This is a genomic window from Mesorhizobium sp. Arg314 (genome assembly GCF_053714275.1).
On the sequence record NZ_JBSKBP010000015.1, the window covers coordinates 1 to 18,255 of the forward strand.

Here is an 18,255-nt window from a genome sequence, read left to right on the forward strand (position 1 = left end):
CTCCCAGCATGAATGTTGAATCAGAACTGCGATGATTTGGGAATCCTACGACTCATATAAATCTCATCCCGCTCTAGCGGCTCAGGCAAGACAACGCTGCTGCGTATCCTTGCCGGGCTGGAGAGTGCCGACGGCGGCGCTGTCGTGATCGACGGCAGAGATGTCGAGGGCGTCGGCGAGGAGCGGGCGGTGATCTTCCAGGAGCCGCGGCTGCTGCCTTGGCTCACCGTGCTCGGCAATGTTGCCTTCGGTCTCGAAGTGCGCGGCGTGGCGAAGGCACAAGCCGAGAAGCGCGCGCGTTTCTATATCGCGCTGGTCGGCCTTGCCGAGTTCGCCGATGCCTATCCCAGGCAGCTCTCGGGCGGCATGGCGCAGCGCGTCGGCATGGCACGGGCGCTGACGGTGCAGCCTGGGATCCTGTTGCTCGACGAGCCGCTCTGCGCGCTCGACGCCATGACCAAGATTTCCATGCAGGAGGAGCTGGCGCGCATCTGGAGCGAGGAAAACGTCACCATGGTCATGGTCACCCATGACCTGGAGGAGGCGATCTATCTTGCCGACCGGGTGCTGATCCTGCCGAAAGAGAAAGGCGGCGCGGCAAGGCTGATCGACATCGACCTGCCGCGCCCGCGCGAGCGCAGCGAAAGCCGCTTCGTGCGCTATCGAGAGGAGTTGCTGCGCGAGTTCGGCCTGCACTAGGTGTGTTGATATTCAAGTCAGGCCGAGCCGAGAACGGTGAGTTCCGAGAACCTGAACGAAGCGTACTTTCGGGTACGTGAGTACCGGAAGCGCAGGAAATCGCCGTTCGCATGCCGGCCTCACCTGAATCTCAACACACCTCAGGCGTCGCCTGCCGGATTACCGCCCAGCGCATCGCGCAATTTTTGGATTTGCCGGTTCAAGGCATCGAGTTCAGCCAGTTTCATGCCTGAGCGCTCGATCAGGCTCTCGTTCAGGCAATTGCACTGGACGAGCAGGGCTCGTCCGGCGGAGGTCAGGTCGACCTGCACCTGGCGCTCGTCGGTCTGGCTGCGCTGTCGGGTGACCAGGCCAGCCTGTTCCATTCGCTTCACCAGGGGTGTGATGGTGCTCGATTCCAGGGCGAGCCGGTGCGCGATGCTGCCCACCGACATGCCGTCCGCCTCTCCCAGCGCATTGAGCACGAGATATTGCGGATAGGTGATCCCCATCTCGTCCAGCATTGGCTTGTAAGTGCGGTTGATCGCCATGCTGGTGGCATAGAGCGTGAAGCAGAGCTGATTGTCCAACGGGAGAGGCACGGCGCATTCCTTTTGCCGACTGAGCATCTATTGTGTACCACGAAAAATGATATCGCGATACATATTTTCGTGGACAAGGGCTTCCACCTCCGTTACGAAAGTTATTATCGCGACAGTGTTTATCGCGGTATCAACAAAAGGAGATTGAGATGACCTCGCAGACCAAGTCAGGCTCGGGCAGCGGCACGATCACCACCAAGGACGGAACGCAGATCTTCTACAAGGATTGGGGGACGGGCCAGCCGGTCGTCTTCCATCATGGCTGGCCGCTGAGCAGCGACGACTGGGACGCCCAGATGCTGTTCTTCCTGTCCAAGGGTTACCGCGTCATCGCGCATGACCGCCGCGGCCACGGCCGTTCGACCCAGACCGACACCGGCAACGAGATGGACACCTATGCCGCCGATGTGGCGGCGCTCGTCGCGCATCTCGACCTTAAGAACGCAATCCATGTCGGGCATTCGACCGGCGGCGGCGAGGTGGCGCGCTATGTCGCGCAGTACGGGTCGGGCGGTCGCGTCGCCAAGGCCGTGCTGATCGGCGCCGTGCCGCCGATCATGCTCAAGACCGATGCCAATCCCGGCGGCTTGCCGATCGAGGTGTTCGATGGCTTCCGTTCCGCCCAAGCAGCCAACCGCGCCCAGTTCTTCCGCGACGTTCCGGCCGGTCCGTTCTACGGCTTCAATCGTCCGGGCGCGGTGGTATCGCAGGGGGTCGTCGACAACTGGTGGCGCCAGGGCATGATGGGGGGCACCAAGGCGCATTACGACTGCATCAAGGCCTTCTCGGAAACCGACTTCACCGATGACCTGAAGAAGATCGACGTGCCGGTGCTGGTCATGCATGGCGACGACGATCAGATCGTGCCGATCGCTGACTCCGCGCTGCTGTCGATCAAGCTGCTCAAGAAGGGCGAACTGAAGATCTACAAAGGCTTCCCGCACGGCATGGCGACGACCCATGCGGATGTCATCAACGCCGACCTCCTGGCCTTCTTCAAGGCCTAGAATCGTCCAATTGGATAGAGAAGGCACCCGCCGTCAGGCGGGTGCTTTTGTAATTTCATCGACATGTCCGCGGGACAGTGCCTATCTGCCGAGAAAACCAGAGATCAGCTTGACGGTGGCGTCGGGGTTTTCCTCCATGATCCAATGACCGGAGTTGGGCACGATGCCGGCTGTGACATCGGTCGCAACAAGCCGCAAGATATCGGCCTGCGTGGTGCCGGCGGATTTTTCCCCGCCAACAGCCAGCACCGGCATGGTCAGTTTGCCGCCAGCGGCGAGCATCGCCTGGTTGTCGATCGCGTCCTGGTCAAAGGCCTTGAACTGCTCGAAAGCGTCATGCATCGCATGCGGGCGTGCATAGAGTTTGGCATAGTGCTTGCGCGTGGCCCCATCGATCTTCTTCGGGTCGGCCGACAGTTCGTTGTAGAAGCGGTCGAGATAGATGCGCTCGCGCCCTGCGACCAGCCGCTCCATATCCGGGCCACGGAAGTTGAAGTGCCAAAGCAGCGGGCTTTGCTTGATCTTTTCCCAGTCACCGATTCCGGGCAGCGGCGCGTCGATGATGACCCATTTGGTGATGCGCTTGGGATATTGCGCAGCAAGCGCATAGCCGACCATGTTGCCGATGTCGTGCGTGACCAGATCTGCCTTGTCGATCTTCAGGGCATCCAACACGCCGGCGATGTCGACGGCCTGGTTCTTCTTGGTGTAGCCCGCTTCAGGGTGAGCGGACAGACCCATGCCGCGAAGGTCCGGCACGATGACAGTATGGTCCTTTGCGAGCGCCGCCGCCGCTGCGCCCCACATGTCTCCGGTATCGGCAAAGCCGTGCAGCAGCACGACCGCGGGACCTTTGCCGCCGACGCGCACATAGAGGCTCGTGCCGTTGGTTTCGACGGACCGCGTCTTGAAACCCGGCGGAAAAGGAATGATGCGTGCCGTAGCCGGCAAGGTTACAAGAAGCACGCCCAACACGGCCAACACGATCTTGCGCATATCATTCTCCAGAGACATTGAGTTATCTGCGGCACCGTCGCCCGCGCACGCGTTTCGAACACTAGAGCGATTCCAGGAAAAGTATGAGCGGTTTTCCAGCCCGGATTTGCGTAAAAACAAAGAGTTAGAGCGGTTCGCCGTTTCCGTGAAACGGTGAACCGCTCTATCAGGCTTTTCATCCGGCGTATGGAGAGGAATCGATAAGGGCGCGGCAGCTGCCACGCCCTTATCGAGTCCTGACGATCGGCGGTTTTATCTGGCCGCCGCCTGCTTCCTTGCTTCCTTCATGTTGGGCAGGAACACCGTCAGCAGGCCGAGGAAGGGCAGGTAGGAGCAGATCTGGTAGACGAAGTCGATGCCCTTGATGTCGGCGACGACGCCGAGTACGGCAGCGGCGATGCCGCCCATGCCGAAGGCGAAGCCGAAGAAGATGCCGGCGATCATGCCGACGCGGCCCGGAACCAGTTCCTGCGCGAAGACGACGATGTTGGAGAAGGCCGACGACAGGATCAGGCCGATCAGCACGGTCAGCACCATCGTCCACCCCAGGTTGGCGTAGGGCAGCGCCAGCGTGAAGGGCAGCACGCCGACGATCGAGAACCAGATCATCGCCTTCTGGCCGTAGCGGTCGCCGAACGGGCCGCCGAGCAGGATGCCCAGCGCCGAGGCGCCAAGGAACAGGAACAGCATCACCTGGCTCATCTGCACCGAAACGCCGAACTTATGCATGGCGTAGAAGGTGTAGTAGCTGGAGAGCGAGGCGATATAGGCGTTCTTGGTCAGCACCAGCAGCGTCAGCACGGCCAGTGCCCACATGACCTTCTTGCGGGCGAAGGGCGACACATGGGCGACCTGCTTGCGGGTGGCCATCGAGGCGCGCAGCCGGCTGTACCAGCCGCCGACCTGCCACAGGACGATGATGCCGATCAGCGAGCCGACGGCGAACCAGGAAATGCTGGTCTGGCCGAACGGCACGACGATGAAGGCGGCGAGCAACGGCCCCATCGACTGGCCGAAATTGCCGCCCACCTGGAACAGCGACTGCGCCAGGCCAAAGCGACCGCCCGAGGCAAAGCGGGCGATGCGCGAGGATTCCGGATGGAAGATCGCCGAGCCTATGCCGATCAGCGAGGCGCCGATCAGGAGCAGCCAGTAGTGGCCGGCGTGAGCGAGCACCACCAGGCCGACCAGCGACGAGGCCATGCCCCAGGGCAAGGAGTAGGGCATCGGCCGCTTGTCGGTGATCATGCCGATCACCGGCTGCAGCAGCGAGGCCGTTACCTGGAAGGTGAAGGTCAGAAGGCCGATCTGCCAGAAATCGAGGCCGTAATTGTCCTTGAGCAGCGGATAGATCGCCGAGAGCAGCGACTGCATGATGTCGTTGACGCAGTGGCAGAAGCTCACCGCAAGAATGACGGTGAAGGCCGTCGCTTGCGCCGAGATATTGCTTGCCGGCGCCGGTGCGGCGACGGAGGTGGCGGTCGTATCAGTCAAGGCAATGCTCCGAAGTCTTCTCGCGGCGAACCGCAGGCGGCCTTATAGGCCTGTTGCCAAGCGATTTCTTTCGTGGTTTGGTCCAATAGTTTCGCAAGTGGGCCACATCCGATGCCAAATAACCTGGAAATCTTCAGGGGCGATCCCGCCGAGCTGGGCCGGCTGCATGAAAGCCGCTGGCAGTGGCTGGAACAGGCCGTCGGGCCGGCAGTGGCGCTGCCGACGGAATATCCGGACGGCTATCACGTGCCGCAGCACCGCCACAGCCGCAGCCAGCTTTTGCATGCCCTTGTGGGCGTGGTCCTGGTGACGACGAAGCACGGGCGCTGGATGGTGCCGCCCGACCATGCGATGTGGATACCGGCCGGCACCGAGCATTCCGTCGAGATGCTGGGCGACGTTTCGATGCGCTCGGTCTATGTCATGCCGGATGCCATTGCCGGCCTGCCGGAAGGTTTGCGCGTGGTCGGCATCACCGAGCTGATGCACAGCCTGATTGTTGAATCGGAGAAACTGCCGCAGGGCGGCGAGCTCGAAGGGCGCGCAGCACTCGTCATGGGACTTTTGCTGCACGAGATCCCGAACCTGCCGGAACGGCCGCTCGGCCTGCCTTTCCCGTCCGATCCGAAGCTCGCGGCGCTCTGCCGGCGTTTCGTGGCGGCCCCTTCACCGCATGCGACGATCGATGAATGGGCGGATGCCGCCGGCATGAGCCGGCGCTCCTTCACCCGCGCCTTCCATCGCCAGACGGGGCTGTCGCTCTCGACCTGGCGCCAGCAGGCATGCTTGTTCGCGGCGCTGCCAAGGCTCGCCGACGGCGAGCCGATCACAAGGGTGGCGCTCGATCTCGGCTATGACAGCGTGCCGGCCTTCATCACCATGTTCAAGCGCATGCTCGGGACCTCGCCGCGCGGCTATATGCGCGGCGCGCGCGATGTCGGTGAGAACCCGCGGCGCACAGGCGGTCCGATCGCCGCGTGAAACCGCGCCGGCGGCATTGAGCCGATGCGTCGACTCTCAGTCTGGCTCCAGTTTCCGAATACTGATTGCAAATTGCAATCAGTTGTGCTCTTTTTCGGAAAGATAAGATCGGAGGAACCCTGGTGGCGACGATCGTCTATGCCATGCTGACATCGCTGGATGGCTACATTGCCGGGCCGAGCGGAGACATTGACCTGCCGGTTCCGGAAGAAGAATTGCATCAGCATTTCAACGACGAGATGAGGCGGACATCGATCGCGCTCTGCGGGCGCAGGATGTATGAAACCATGCGCTTCTGGGACAGTCCCGAACGGGAGATTGCAGCCGAAGAAGTCGAGCGGGATTTTGCCCGCGCCTGGCGGGAAACGCCGAAGATCGTGTTTTCAACCACGCTTCGAGAGGTTGGGCCGAATGCCCGTCTGGTGAAAGGCGGCGCGGAGGCGGTGGCAAGGTCGCTCAAGGCGGAAACGGATGGCGAGATTTCGGTCTCCGGTGCCGATCTTGCCGGGCATCTTGCGCGCGCACGGCTGATCGACGAGTACCGGCTCTATATGCATCCGGTCGTGTTGGGCGGCGGCAAACCGTATTTCCAGTCCGGCCTGTCGCTGGCGTTGACGCCGCGTGGCACGGAGCGGCTTGCGCAAGGTGTCACGCTGCTGCGCTATGCCGGGACCGATAGTTAATCGAACAGGCTCGACACCGACTCTTCGGTCGCGGTGCGCGAGATCGCTTCACCCATCAGATCGGCGATCGAAATGACGCGAATGTTCGGCGCGTCGAGCACGGCCTGGCTTGGCTGGATGGAATCGGTGATCACCAGCTCCTGAAGCTTCGAGCCGGCGATGCGCGCCACCGCGCCGCCCGACAGCACGCCATGAGTGATATAGGCGGTGACGCTTGTGGCGCCGTTGGCGAGCAGCGCGTCGGCCGCGTTGCACAGCGTGCCGCCGGAATCGACGATGTCGTCGATCAAGAGGCAGTCCTTGCCGGCGACGGCGCCGATGATGTTCATGACTTCGGATTCGCCTGGGCGCTCGCGGCGCTTGTCGACAATGGCGAGTTGCGCGTCGAAGCGCTTGGCCAGCGCACGCGCCCGCACTACGCCGCCGATATCGGGCGACACGACGACGACATTGCCGAGCTGCTTGTACTTAGCCTTCACGTCGCGGGCCATCACCGGTACCGAGAACAGATTATCGGTCGGGATGTCGAAGAAACCCTGGATCTGGCCGGCATGGAGATCAAGCGTCAGCACGCGGTCGGCGCCGGCGCGGGTGATCATGTTGGCGACCAGCTTGGCCGAGATCGGCGTGCGGCCGGAGGCGCGGCGGTCCTGCCTTGCATAGCCGAAATAGGGGATGACCGCCGTGATGCGCCGGGCCGAGGAGCGCATGAAGGCGTCCATCATGATGAGCAGTTCCATCAGATGGTCGTTGGTCGGATAAGAGGTCGACTGCAGGATGAAGACATCCTCGCCGCGCACGTTTTCCTGGATCTCGACGAAGATTTCCTGATCGGCGAAGCGCCGGACGCTGGCCTTACCCAGCGGGATGTTGAGATAGCGAGCGACCGCTTCGGCCAGCACCCGGTTGGAATTGCCCGCGAAAAGCTTCATGCACCGTTCCTGGCGAAGGATGGAGAGGCCGGAGAGACTCTCATGAGCCTTTTATGCGGGCTTTTAGCGGCCCGCGCCGGTATTGCAAGCCTCGTTGTGGGGAATCCTTGCGGCGATCGCAACAAACGTTGAAAACATCGCAAGCCGGCAACAGTTCGGCCGGCAACAGTTCGGCGGCAATCGTTGGGTCAACCGGCGCCGCCGCTGCCGAGCCAGGCGGCGAACTGGTCGATCGTCTGGTCGGCAATGGCCTGCATGGTCGCGGGTCCCACCGTGGGCCAGCCCTCGCCGGAGCCGACCGCAGCCGCCTTCTGCTGGCCATTGATGCGGTGCAGGCGATTTCCGGAGGGGTCGTAAATATCCCAGACGTAAATGACAGTGGTGTCCTTGCCTTCGGACATTGTCGAAAAATAGCCTTTCAGCACATGCGTCGCCGTCTTGTCCGTGCTGCCGACAAGCGTCAGGCCGCGCTGCTTGGCACGGGCTTGCAGCTCCGCCGTCAAGGGCGCCGCTGCGTCCACGGATGCGCCAACGATCGGCGCCACCTGCAGCCGCGTCCTGGCCAGGACGGCGGTCTGGGTGGGCGTGGCGGGTGTCGCGGACGCCGCCGCCGTCGCAGGGGCGGTCGAAGGAGCCGGCGCGGTCGTGGTCGGAGATGCGGCAGCCGTCGATGTGCCCTGCGTGGCGGGCAAAGACTGGGCCGAACTTGCCGGCGGAGTAATGGCCGAAGGTTCCAGAACGTCCTTGGCGTTGGTGCAGGCGCCAAGCGCCAGCACCGCAAGCAATGACACGGTCGTCACCTGCGATCGTCTCATTGCCTGAAACTCCCTACTGGCGAACGCCCCCGCGTGAACCAACCATTATGGATTCACTGTACGATCAAGTCGAGATCATGGCGCGACAGCGGCCTCGGCGCCGATTCCGTGGTGAGGTAGGTGCGGCCAAGCGTCATTGCGGTCTCGGTCTCGGAATCCATGATGATCATATGCGCGAACAGGGTCATATTGGGTGCGATCGGTTCCGGGTTGGCCTGATAGAACATCGGCATGTCCATCCAGGACGGCGTGAAGCGGGCGCCGACCGAGTAGCCGCAGGCGTTCAGCCGGTGCTTGGTGAGATTGTGCGCCTCAAGCGTGCGGGCATGCGCGTCGAAGACGTCGCCGAAGGTGTTGCCCGGCGTCATCGCCTTTTCGACCGCGAGCAGGGCGGCGCGGGAAGCGTCGAACAGCTCCTGATGGCGTTTCGACACTTTGCCGGTCAAAACGGTGCGCATCATCGGGGCATGGTAGTGATGGAAAACGCCCGCCCATTCGAGCGTCAGCTGGTCGTTCTTGGTGAGCTTGCGCCGGCCGGCCTTGTAGCGGCAGAGCAGGGCATCGGCGCCGGAGCCGATGATATACTCGTTGGCGGGATAGTCGCCGCCGCCGGCAAAGACAGCACCCTGCATGGCGGCGAGGATGAGCCCTTCGTCACCGCCCTGCTTGATCAGCGGCAAAGCGGCATCCAGCGCGTCGTCGGAAAGATTGGCGGCCTTTTCCGCCTTGGCGACCTCGGCCGGGCTTTTGAACAGGCGCAGCCGGCCGACGATGCCGGAAGCATCGGCGATCTGGCCGAAGGTCTGCAACTGCTCATCCAGGCGGCGGCCGTTGTAGGCGGTGAGGCCATGGGTGTCATATTCGACGCCGATGCGGGCGCCGAGCAGATCGAGGTCGTTGAGCAGGTTGCGCAGGTCGATCGCGGGATTGGCGCCCTGACGATCGGTCCATAGCATGATGTTGTCGATGGTCGAGGTGTGACGCGCCTGCCTCAGATCGGCGGAACGGGTGAGCAGCACCATCGAGCCGTCGGCCTTCACCACAAGGCACTGGAAGAAGCAGAAGCCGAACGTGTCGTAGCCGGTCAGCCAGTACATGCTCTCCTGCGCGAACAGGAGCACGGCGTCGAGCTTCTTTTCGGCCATTTCGATCAGCAGCCGGTCGCGCCGCGCGTCGAATTCTGAACGTTCGAAATGCAGCGCCATTACTCTTTCTCCAGAACGATTGCTGAAACCTGGCGCCCGTAATCCGCTTCCTTGCGGTGTGTGGTGCGCCGGTAGGAATAGAAGAGATCTTCTTCCGCGTAGGTGCAGCGGCCAAGGCCCTCGGCGGTCACGCCGGCCTTGCGCAGCCGGTCGACCGTATATTGGTTGAGGTCGAACATCGAGTGGCCGGGGGTCTTCGATGGCCTGAAATAGCGGGCATTGCCGGCGTCGGCCTCGACGAAGCGGGCGACGAATTCCGGCCCGACCTCGTAATTGTCGGGGCCGATGGAGGGGCCGAGCACCGCGACGATGCGTTCGCGGCTGGCGCCGAGACCTTCCATCGCGGTGACGGTGTTTTCGAGCACGCCGGTGAAGGCGCCCTTCCAGCCGGCATGGGCGGCGCCGATGATGCGGGCCTCGGCATCGGCGAAGAGAACCGGTCCGCAATCGGCGGTCGAGGCGCCGATGGCGATGCCCGGACGGTCGGTGACGATGGCATCGGCCTTCGGGCGAGGGCCCGCGAAGGCTTGCCTTGCGACGACGACATCGGGCGAGTGGATCTGGTGCGCGGTCAGCAGACAATCCGGCGGCACGCCCATCCAGTCGGCAACGCGTCGCCGGTTCTCGGCGACCAGCATTTGATCGTCACTGGAGCCCGTGCCGATATTGAGTCCCCGATAGATACCGTCGGAGACGCCGCCGATGCGGGTGAAATAGCCGTGGCGTATGCCTTGCGCCTCTTCAAGGAGCGGCGAGCGTACTGGATCGGGTCTGGTCTGACTCAGCATGGTTGGGTTTGTCGTCCGTGCGGGGCGGTTTCGTCAAGGCGAAGTTCGGACGACGAAGGGGGCCAGGCGGCGGAACCCGCCCGCCAGGCTCATGCGGCTCTCGCCGCCGGCAGGACCTTCATCACCTTGAACAGCTCACCCATCGCGTCGGGACCGGCCAGGCGTTCGACCGCGTCCGAAATGGCTTGACGTGTCTTGGCATCGGCATCGGCGCCCAGCGTGCCGGCACGCTCGATCAGGCCCATGCCAAGCAGGAATTCGCCCTGCGTCGACAATTGCGCATCGAGCCCGTGAGCGCGCGCCATATCGGCAAGAGGAGCGAAATCGACATGGGCGGTGAGATCGGCTTCACCTGGATTGGCCAGCACGTCTTCATGCCGATGCCGGCGCAAGGCCTGCAAGGTGTCGCCGATGCCGGGCCGCAAATGGCCGTAGTCGATGAAGAGGCCCGCGCCGCCCTGGGCAGCGATGTGCCCTGCGATCACCGACATCAATGCCACACGGGCTGGTGCCACTTCGGCGATCGCGCCTTCGGGCGCGTCGGAGGCATCCTCGGGCAGCAGCGTGGGGTCGAGCGAACCCGCCCCGGCAAAGAAGCGCAGGTCGTCATTGTCGTCGAGGCCGACCATGCGCTCGCGCCAGCTTTCGCCGACATGCACGAACTGCCGGATCGGCACGGCGTCGAAGAGTTCGTTGCCGACGATGAACAGCGGTTGCCGCGGCAGCGTGTCGATGGTCTGATGCCAGTCCAACTTCGGGTCCCGGCCGGCAAGCGTCTCTCTCTGGATTTCGACCAGACGGCGGCTGGTTTCGATCATGGCAAAGGATGCGTCGGCGACGAGCGCGGGGTCGAGCCGCGACCATGTCCGCAGCATGTCCTTCATCAGCGTGCCGCGGCCCGGTCCGATCTCGGCAAAGGTTACGGGCAACGGCCGGCCGGCACCTTGCCATGCCTGGTAAAGCCAGACAGCGACGAGCTCGCCGAACATCTGGCTGATCTCCGGCGCGGTGATGAAGTCGCCGGCGGCGCCGAAGGGCTCGCGCGTTGTGTAATAGCCGGCGTCGGGATCGAACAGGCAAAGCGCCATATACTCGCTGACCGGGATCGGCCCCGTCGCGCCGATCAGGCCAACGATGCGCTCCTTGAACTGGGTCATGCCGACTGCGGCTGCGTCACCGGCTTTGCGGTGACCATGGCCCAGACGCCCGCCAGTACCATCGGCGTAGACAGGATCATGCCCATGGTCAGCCAGCCGGTGCCGAGCAGGTAGCCGAGCTGCTGGTCGGGTTCGCGGAAGAACTCGACGAAGATGCGCGACAGGCCGTAGCCGCAGATGAAAGCGCCGCCGACGAAGCGCGGCGTCTTCAGCTTGAGGCGCGAATGGGTGAGGAAGCGCAGCACCAGAAATAGCACGAGGCCTTCGAGCAGTGCCTCGTAGAGCTGGCTTGGGTGGCGGGTGAACGGGCCGCCATTGGGGAATTCGATCGCCCAGGGCACGTTCGAGGGCCGGCCCCACAGTTCCGAGTTGATGAAGTTGGCGACGCGCACCAGGCCGAGCCCGACGGGTACGCCGGCCGACACCACGTCGAACAGCGTCCAGGTAGGGATGCGGCGTTTGATCGAAAACAAGGTCATGGCGAGGATGACGCCGAGCAGGCCGCCGTGAAACGACATGCCGCCCTGCCAGACAGCAAAAATGTCGAGCGGATGCGCGATGTAACGCGGCAGGTCGTAAAACAGCACGTAGCCGGTGCGCCCGCCGAGGACGACGCCGATCGCTGCCCAGACGATGAAATCGTCGAGGTCCTCGGGCTTCATCGGCAGATTGCCGTTCGGCCAGAGATGCGGGTTCGTAACCAGGCGCTTGGCGTACCACCAGGCAAAGAGGATGCCGACGATATAGCCGACGCCATACCAATGCACCGCGAGCGGGCCGATATGGACGATGACCGGATCGATGTTGGGGAAGGGCAGGGAGGCCAGCGGCAGCAGGAAATATTCGCTCAAAACGGGGTCCCCGGTGACGGTCACGATTGGGCGCGGACCATGCGGCAGGGCTTTGGCGCGGTCAAGGCAAGGCGATTGTCGTTCTGATCGCCACGGCGAGCGGTCTCAAACCTGAGGCTTGCCGGCGACAATTCGCCTTAGAGCGTCGTTGATCCTGTCCTCCCAGCCGGGACCATCTTCCTGGAAATGGTCCAGCACAGCTCGATCGATCCTTATCGAAACAAGCTCTCTGGCGTTCGGCGCCGCCGCGACCTCGCGAATTGGGGCCGCTGGTTTTTTGACTGGCTTGAAGGCGGCTTCCGCGGCAGCCATCGGGTTTGTCGGTCGGCGCGGGGGCGTTGCCATCGGTTGATCCTGACTGAAGAGTACGGAAACAATACACACCACAGTAGGCGATTTGGCGTCCTGAAGTACAGGTCGGGGCGATGTGATAGCTTCGTTCAGGCACGGCGCCGCCATGCGCCATAGCAACGCAGACGAGGCATCGAACCTCAACGTTCTTGCATTCCGCGCCGCGCGCCACTACGTCAAATCAAGCAAGCGAGGATCTGCCATGTCGACCGGACCGAACCGCATTCTCGATGAATTCGCAAAGATCATGACCGATGCGGCGGGTGCCGCGCAGGGCGTGCGGCGCGAGGTGGAGACGGCGTTCCGGGCGCAGGCCGAGCGCATGCTGAATTCCATGGATGTGGTGCAGCGCGAAGAATTCGAGGCCGTGCGCGAGATGGCGATCAAGGCGCGGGAGGACAACATCCAGTTGGCGACGCGCATCGAGGCGCTCGAAGCCAGGCTCGCCGAACTGACCGGCCAGGCCGCACCTGCGGGTGCCGCGAAGCCCCGCGCAAAAAAATAATCATTAAACTTTTCCACATAGCGCGATCCGAAAAATCGCTTTGCCGTGAATCGCTTATCGGCATTGCATGAATCTTTGTGACAGCAGCTTTCCACATGCGGATGACGCAGTGCGAAAAATTGGGCTGTTCACGCGACTCCCGATCAATAGACTGAATTCGTTGCATGATTCGAAGCAGGGTCATGCGCCGGGCGGTGGGGTCCGGTTGGGGTCTTTGCGTTGGAAAGTCCTGACCGTCCGAGTTCTAGACAAGATTGTTCGTCGTGTGTGCCCCGCGGAGCGTGTGGCGCTCCCCTGAACACAGGAAGCATTCATGGAACTCCTCGAACTCGAATTCTCCCGCGAAATCCACCCGGTGGATGTCATCGAGCAGGTGGCCCACAACAACGACTGGTCCTTCGAGCGCGCCGGTGACGACGAGATTTCGATTTCGGTGGCCGGCAGCTGGACCGACTATCACGTCTCCTTTTCCTGGATGGAGGATTTCGAGGCGCTGCATCTGGCCTGTGCCTTCGACATCAAGGTGCCGGAGACGCGGGCGCTCGAAGTGATGCGGCTCTTGTCGCTGATCAACGAGCAGATGCTGTTCGGGCATTTCGATCTCTGGGAGCAGGAAGGCGCCATCATGTTCAGGCAATCGCTGCTGCTTGCCGGCGGGGTCGAGCCGTCGAGCCAGCAGGTCGAGGTGCTTTTGTCATCGGCGCTCGAAGCCTGCGAATGCTATTTCCAGGCCTTCCAGTTTGTCGTCTGGTCGGGTACATCGGCCAAGGACGCGCTATCCAGCGTGCTCTTTGAGACCCATGGAAACGCCTGAACCAAGCCGATATTGCCGATGAGTTCCAGCAGCGAGCGCAAGCCCGAGATCAGCTTTGCCGATTTCGACCGTGTCGACATCCGTGCCGGTACGATCGTCGAAGCCGAGCCGTTCCTCGAGGCGCGCAAGCCGGCAATCAAGCTGAAGATCGATTTCGGCCCGGCGATCGGGATCAAGAAGTCGTCGGCGCAGATCACCAAATACTACGCGCCGGAAACGCTGATCGGCCGCCAGGTCTTTGCGGTGGTCAATTTCCCGCCGCGCCAGATCGGCCCGTTCATGTCGGAAGTGCTGACGCTCGGCTTTCCGGATGAAGAGGGCGCGGTGGTGCTTGGCGCCATCGAGCGCAAGGTGCCGGATGGCGGGCGCTTATTCTAGGACCAGCCTCGGTCGGCCGGTAGCTGCCACATCCTGATCGGCGCGCTTGCGCGGCATTCCCAGCGCTTCCTCGACGACGTCGAGGAACATTTCTGCGCAGGCCTGCCAGCTGTAGCGCATCGCACGCTGGCGCGCTTCGGCGCGATCGACGTGAAGCGCCTTGAGCGCGGCTTCGCCCAGATTCTCCGACACGGCCCCGCCCACACCATCACCGACGATGTCGATCGGTCCGGTCACCGGATAGGCGGCGACGGGCGTTCCGCTGGCCAACGCCTCGATGATGACGTTGCCGAAAGTGTCGGTGCGGCTCGGAAACACGAAGACATCGGCCGATGCGTAGATCTCGGCCAGTTCGTCGTTCGGGCGATGGCCGAGGAAATACGCCTTCGGATAGCGCGCCTTGAGCTTCGCCAGTTCCGGCCCTTCGCCGACAAGGATCTTGCTGCCGGGCAGGTCGAGGTCGAGGAAGGCGGTCAGGTTCTTTTCGATCGCGATGCGGCCGACGCACAGGAAAACCGGGCGGGGAAATTCGGTTTCCTTGCGCTTGTCCGGCCGGAAATGATCTGTATCGACGCCGCGTGTCCAGGGCCTCAGCTTGTTGAAGCCACGCGCCGCGAGATCGTCCGCCAGCGATTGCGTCGCCACCAGCGTGCCCTGTCCGGAATTGTGGAAGTCGCGCAGCCAGTTATAGGCCCAGCTCTCCGGCACCGGCAGGCGGGCGCTGAGATATTCGGGAAAGCGCGTGTGGTAGCTGGTGGTGAAGGGGCGGCCTGCCCTGCGGCAATAGCGGCGCGCCATGATGCCGAGCGGACCCTCGGTGACGATGTGGATATGGTCGGCCTTGGCTGCCTCGATCAGGCGCGCGACATGGCCTGGCGTCGTCAGCGCGAGCCGGATGTCGGGATAGGTCGGCATCGGCAAGGTGCGAAAGAGGCTGGGCGTCAGGAAATCGAGCTCGACGGCGAAGGGTTTCAGCGCCTCGGTGAGGCGTTCCAGCGTATGCACCACGCCATTGACCTGCGGCCGCCACGCGTCGGTGACCATCAGGATGCGCATGGCGATCCCGATGCGCATGACAGCCCTTTGCCGCAATAGTTCCTGGGCGCGCCGGCGCGGTGCCGGAACGGCAACCAGGCAGCAGCTCGCGCCTCGCTCCAGCGCACCCGGGCAGGCGCGGGATCGAAGCGGGGCGGCAGGGCCGAATCAACAAAGGTCGCGCGCTTCATGCGCGCTCTTGACCATGATTTCATGACGGCCGGATGAAGCCTGCCTTGCTGGGCTTACGCCGGGACCTTGATCACGGCGCGCAAGCCGCCGAACGGGCTGTCCTCGAGGCTGATGTCGCCGCCGTGGCTGCGGGCGATGTCGCGGGCGATCGACAGGCCGAGCCCGGTGCCGCTGGCATCGAGGTTGCGCGCCTCGTCGAGCCGCAGGAAAGGCTTGAACACCTCTTCACGCTTGTCGGGGGCGATGCCCGGGCCGTTGTCGTCGATGGTGACGGTGAGCGAGCCGCGGTCGTGGCTGGCGTGGACCTCGACGGTCTTGGCATAGCGGAAAGCATTGCCGATGACATTCGAAAGCAAACGGGCAAAGGCGTTCGGCCGCACATGCACGGTCGGATCGCCGGTCAGCGTCGTCGTGAGCTTGCAGCGGCGCAATTGCGCTTCCTCGCCGAGCTTCTGGAAGTAGGTCTCGAGGTCGAAGCGGCCTGTGTCCTCCTCGGCCTCGCCACGGGCAAAAGAGAGATAGCCTTCCAGCATCGACTGCATGTCGTCGATGTCCTGGTTGAGCGCGGCCTTGGTCTCCGACTTGCCACCGGCCAGCGCGAGCTGCAGCTTGAAGCGGGTGAGGATGGTCCTGAGGTCGTGGCTGACGCCGGTCAGCATGGCGGTGCGCTGCTCGATCTGGCGCTCGATACGCTCACGCATCTGGATGAAGGCGAAGCCGGCGCGGCGGACTTCCTCGGCGCCGCGGGGGCGGAAATCGCGCGGCATCGGCCGCCCCTTGCCGAAGCTTTCGGCGGCTTCGGCGAGCGTCAGGATCGGCCTTATCTGGTTGCGCAGGAACGGGATGGCAATCATCAAAAGCACCAGCGAGGTGCCGACCATCCACATCAGGAAGATGTGGGTGTTGGAGGCATAGGCCTGGCTGCGCCGCACGAAGACGCGCAGCACCTTGCCTTCAAGCTGGACACGAACCTCGACGACGTTGGAGTTGCCGACCGTGTCGATCCAGAACGGGCGGTTGATCTGCTTCGTGATCTCCGACGACAAGGCCTCGTCGAGGATCGAGAAGAACGGTTTCGGGCCGGGCGGCGGCAGCGGATCGGGCGGCAGCAGATCCACCTTCAACTGCATGCGGTCCTGTGCGATGCGGATGATGTTGGCGTAATCGGCGTCGTGCGGATAAGTCTCCATCATGTCGATGACGGCCGCTATGTCTGCGATAGTCGCCTGCGACAGGCGCTGGGTGACCGTCTGCCAGTGGCGCTCCATGAAGACGAAGGCGACCACCGACTGCAGCAGGATCATCGGCGCGATCACAATGATCAGCGAGCGGGCGTAGAGCCGCTTCGGCATGTAGAGCGCGACCAGGCGCCAGAACCGGTTCCAGGCGCGCGGCATCGCCCTCAGCGTCCGCAGTGCGAAATCGCCGGGGTCGCCCTTGGGCTTTTCCAGTTGCGTGGTCGCCATTCGCCCTTCCGCTCGTCGATGGCCTGTTCAGCAAAGGGCCTTCGACGGTAACTTATTCGACGCTGAGCCGATACCCAATACCGCGCACCGTCTGCAGCCACACCGGATTGGACGGATCGCGTTCGATCTTGCGGCGCAGCCGGTTGATCTGCACGTCGATGGTGCGCTCGCCGACATCCGATTCATCGCCCACCAGTTCATGGCGCGGTATGGTCTCGCCCGCTCGCGCGGCGAAGATCGCGAGGATCTCCTGCTCGCGGTCGGTCAGCTTAAGCGCCTCGCCGCCGCGCTTCAATTCGCGCTTGGCGATCTGGAACGTGTAGGGCCCGAACACCAGCTGTTCGACCTTCGGTGTCGCCGCCGGGCCGCCACGGCGCAGGATGTTGTTGATGCGCAGGATCAGCTCGCGCGGATCGAACGGTTTCGGCAGGTAATCGTCGGCGCCGGCTTCCAGCCCGGTGATGCGGCTGTCGGTCTCGGACAGCGCCGTCAGCATCAGGATCGGCACGTTCTTCTCGGCCCGCAGCGCCTTGGTGAGGTCGACGCCGGTTTCGCCCGGCATCATGACATCGAGCACCAAAAGATCGAAGTCGAGGCCGGCGAGCTTGCGCCTGGCCTCACCGGAATTGCCGGCGACGGTGACGCGAAAGCCGTTCTCGGACAGATATTGCTTGAGCAGGTTGCGGATACGCGTGTCGTCATCGACAACCAGAAGATGCGGCGCGTCATCGTCGGGCGCGGCCGGATGATCAACCTTCTCAATGGTCTCCATGGTTCTTCCCCGATGTTTGCGCAGGCACAATGTCGATCTGCGCTCTTAGTTCCGGATTGACCATCGCTTCCAGGAATCGCTCGATCGTAACGCGTTCGGTGGCTCCGGAATCCTCCAATGCCGCACGGATGCGGCGCGACTGTGGCCGCGCCAGCGCCAAGGCCAGGGCGCGGCCCTTGGCGGTCGGGTAGAGTTCGCGCTGCCGGCGGTCGCGCGGACCCTGCACCTGGACGATATGGTCGGTATCGATCAGCTGCTTCAAAACCCGCGCAAGGCTCTGCTTGGTGATCTTCAGCACATCGAGCAGCTCGGCGACGGTAAGGCCCGGCCTGCGGTTGACGAAGTGCAGCACGCGATGATGGGCGCGGCCGAAGCCGTAATCGGCGAGAATCTGGTCCGGGTCGGAGGTGAAATCGCGATAGGCGAAGAAGAGCAGCTCGATGATCGCGAAGTCGATGCCGTCCTCGTCGGTGATGGCCGTCCTGATCGGTTTTCCGGCTGCGGGGCTCGTCATCATTTCTCCCATGCGAGGCGTAATTATGTCAGTACTATT

20 protein-coding genes and 1 pseudogene are annotated in these 18,255 nt (G+C 63.2%); 7 read left to right on the plus strand and 14 right to left on the minus strand.

Annotated elements, in window-relative coordinates; translation table 11 throughout:
- Nucleotides 1-72: 72 nt before the first annotated feature.
- A pseudogene (locus ACWGS9_RS17580) lies at nt 73-699 on the plus strand (ABC transporter ATP-binding protein); the annotation flags it as partial.
- A 140-nt stretch (nt 700-839) separates the two neighbouring features.
- On the opposite strand, the gene ACWGS9_RS17585 reads toward ACWGS9_RS17580, so the two are convergent.
- Nucleotides 840-1,280: a MarR family winged helix-turn-helix transcriptional regulator gene (locus ACWGS9_RS17585; RefSeq protein ID WP_454506446.1), complete on the minus strand. Its 441-nt coding sequence runs from the start codon at nt 1,278-1,280 to the stop codon at nt 840-842.
- Between the two features lie 149 nt (nt 1,281-1,429).
- Here ACWGS9_RS17585 and ACWGS9_RS17590 point away from each other — a divergent pair, with 149 nt between their 5' ends.
- The gene (locus tag ACWGS9_RS17590; RefSeq protein ID WP_454506447.1) at nt 1,430-2,287 is read left to right on the plus strand and encodes an alpha/beta fold hydrolase; all 858 of its coding nucleotides are present in this window, start codon (nt 1,430-1,432) and stop codon (nt 2,285-2,287) included.
- 81 nt (nt 2,288-2,368) lie between these two features.
- Here ACWGS9_RS17590 and ACWGS9_RS17595 read toward each other — a convergent pair whose 3' ends face one another.
- Complete coding sequence (locus ACWGS9_RS17595; RefSeq protein WP_454506601.1) at nt 2,369-3,283, minus strand: alpha/beta fold hydrolase; 915 nt, start codon at nt 3,281-3,283, stop codon at nt 2,369-2,371.
- Nucleotides 3,284-3,535: 252 nt separating this feature from the next.
- Nucleotides 3,536-4,777, minus strand: a complete 1,242-nt coding sequence (locus ACWGS9_RS17600) for an MFS transporter (protein WP_454506448.1) — start codon at nt 4,775-4,777, stop codon at nt 3,536-3,538.
- 111 nt (nt 4,778-4,888) lie between these two features.
- Between ACWGS9_RS17600 and ACWGS9_RS17605 the strand changes: the two genes are divergently transcribed.
- Nucleotides 4,889-5,758 carry an AraC family transcriptional regulator gene (locus ACWGS9_RS17605; RefSeq protein WP_454506449.1) on the plus strand — a complete coding sequence of 290 codons (870 nt, stop codon included), beginning with the start codon at nt 4,889-4,891 and terminating at the stop codon, nt 5,756-5,758.
- A gap of 122 nt (nt 5,759-5,880) precedes the next feature.
- Nucleotides 5,881-6,441, plus strand: a complete 561-nt coding sequence (locus ACWGS9_RS17610; protein WP_454506450.1) for a dihydrofolate reductase family protein — start codon at nt 5,881-5,883, stop codon at nt 6,439-6,441.
- Here ACWGS9_RS17610 and ACWGS9_RS17615 read toward each other — a convergent pair.
- The 7 genes from ACWGS9_RS17615 to ACWGS9_RS17645 form a co-directional block, all read right to left on the minus strand.
- Nucleotides 6,438-7,373 (minus strand): ribose-phosphate pyrophosphokinase, encoded by a 936-nt coding sequence (locus ACWGS9_RS17615; protein ID WP_112098911.1) that lies wholly within the window; start codon nt 7,371-7,373, stop codon nt 6,438-6,440. The two genes, ACWGS9_RS17610 and ACWGS9_RS17615, sit on opposite strands and share 4 nt — an antisense overlap.
- A gap of 188 nt (nt 7,374-7,561) precedes the next feature.
- Nucleotides 7,562-8,188: a hypothetical protein gene (locus ACWGS9_RS17620; protein ID WP_454506451.1), complete on the minus strand. Its 627-nt coding sequence runs from the start codon at nt 8,186-8,188 to the stop codon at nt 7,562-7,564.
- Between the two features lie 53 nt (nt 8,189-8,241).
- On the minus strand, nt 8,242-9,393 hold the full coding sequence (locus tag ACWGS9_RS17625) for a M24 family metallopeptidase (protein WP_454506452.1): 1,152 nt from the start codon (nt 9,391-9,393) through the stop codon (nt 8,242-8,244).
- Entirely contained in the window at nt 9,393-10,181 is a 789-nt protein-coding gene (gene pgeF / locus ACWGS9_RS17630; protein ID WP_454506453.1) for a peptidoglycan editing factor PgeF, read from the minus strand. Before pgeF ends, ACWGS9_RS17625 begins: the two co-directional genes overlap by 1 nt.
- Nucleotides 10,182-10,270: 89 nt before the next feature.
- Nucleotides 10,271-11,338: a class I SAM-dependent methyltransferase gene (locus ACWGS9_RS17635; protein ID WP_454506454.1), complete on the minus strand. Its 1,068-nt coding sequence runs from the start codon at nt 11,336-11,338 to the stop codon at nt 10,271-10,273.
- Complete coding sequence (lgt, locus tag ACWGS9_RS17640) at nt 11,335-12,189, minus strand: prolipoprotein diacylglyceryl transferase (protein ID WP_454506455.1); 855 nt, start codon at nt 12,187-12,189, stop codon at nt 11,335-11,337. The genes ACWGS9_RS17635 and lgt overlap by 4 nt, the downstream gene beginning before the upstream one ends.
- A 105-nt stretch (nt 12,190-12,294) precedes the next feature.
- Entirely contained in the window at nt 12,295-12,534 is a 240-nt protein-coding gene (locus ACWGS9_RS17645; protein WP_454506602.1) for a BrnA antitoxin family protein, read from the minus strand.
- Between the two features lie 208 nt (nt 12,535-12,742).
- Between ACWGS9_RS17645 and ACWGS9_RS17650 the strand changes: the two genes are divergently transcribed.
- From ACWGS9_RS17650 to ACWGS9_RS17660, 3 genes are all read left to right on the plus strand, one after another.
- Nucleotides 12,743-13,045: an accessory factor UbiK family protein gene (locus ACWGS9_RS17650; protein WP_454506456.1), complete on the plus strand. Its 303-nt coding sequence runs from the start codon at nt 12,743-12,745 to the stop codon at nt 13,043-13,045.
- Between the two features lie 313 nt (nt 13,046-13,358).
- Nucleotides 13,359-13,859 carry a type III secretion system chaperone family protein gene (locus ACWGS9_RS17655; RefSeq protein WP_040989643.1) on the plus strand — a complete coding sequence of 167 codons (501 nt, stop codon included), beginning with the start codon at nt 13,359-13,361 and terminating at the stop codon, nt 13,857-13,859.
- An 18-nt stretch (nt 13,860-13,877) separates the two neighbouring features.
- A complete protein-coding gene (locus ACWGS9_RS17660) occupies nt 13,878-14,237 on the plus strand; it encodes a tRNA-binding protein (protein ID WP_454506457.1) in 360 nt (119 codons plus the stop codon).
- On the opposite strand, the gene ACWGS9_RS17665 is transcribed toward ACWGS9_RS17660, so the two are convergent.
- From ACWGS9_RS17665 to ACWGS9_RS17680, 4 genes are all read right to left on the minus strand, one after another.
- Nucleotides 14,229-15,293, minus strand: a complete 1,065-nt coding sequence (locus ACWGS9_RS17665; RefSeq protein WP_454506603.1) for a glycosyltransferase family 4 protein — start codon at nt 15,291-15,293, stop codon at nt 14,229-14,231. The genes ACWGS9_RS17660 and ACWGS9_RS17665 overlap by 9 nt on opposite strands.
- A 224-nt stretch (nt 15,294-15,517) precedes the next feature.
- Nucleotides 15,518-16,930: an ATP-binding protein gene (locus tag ACWGS9_RS17670; protein ID WP_454506458.1), complete on the minus strand. Its 1,413-nt coding sequence runs from the start codon at nt 16,928-16,930 to the stop codon at nt 15,518-15,520.
- Between the two features lie 52 nt (nt 16,931-16,982).
- Nucleotides 16,983-17,702 (minus strand): response regulator, encoded by a 720-nt coding sequence (locus ACWGS9_RS17675; protein ID WP_040989639.1) that lies wholly within the window; start codon nt 17,700-17,702, stop codon nt 16,983-16,985.
- Nucleotides 17,689-18,219 carry a MarR family winged helix-turn-helix transcriptional regulator gene (locus tag ACWGS9_RS17680; protein ID WP_454506459.1) on the minus strand — a complete coding sequence of 177 codons (531 nt, stop codon included), beginning with the start codon at nt 18,217-18,219 and terminating at the stop codon, nt 17,689-17,691. Before ACWGS9_RS17680 ends, ACWGS9_RS17675 begins: the two co-directional genes overlap by 14 nt.
- Between the last annotated feature and the right edge of the window lie 36 nt (nt 18,220-18,255).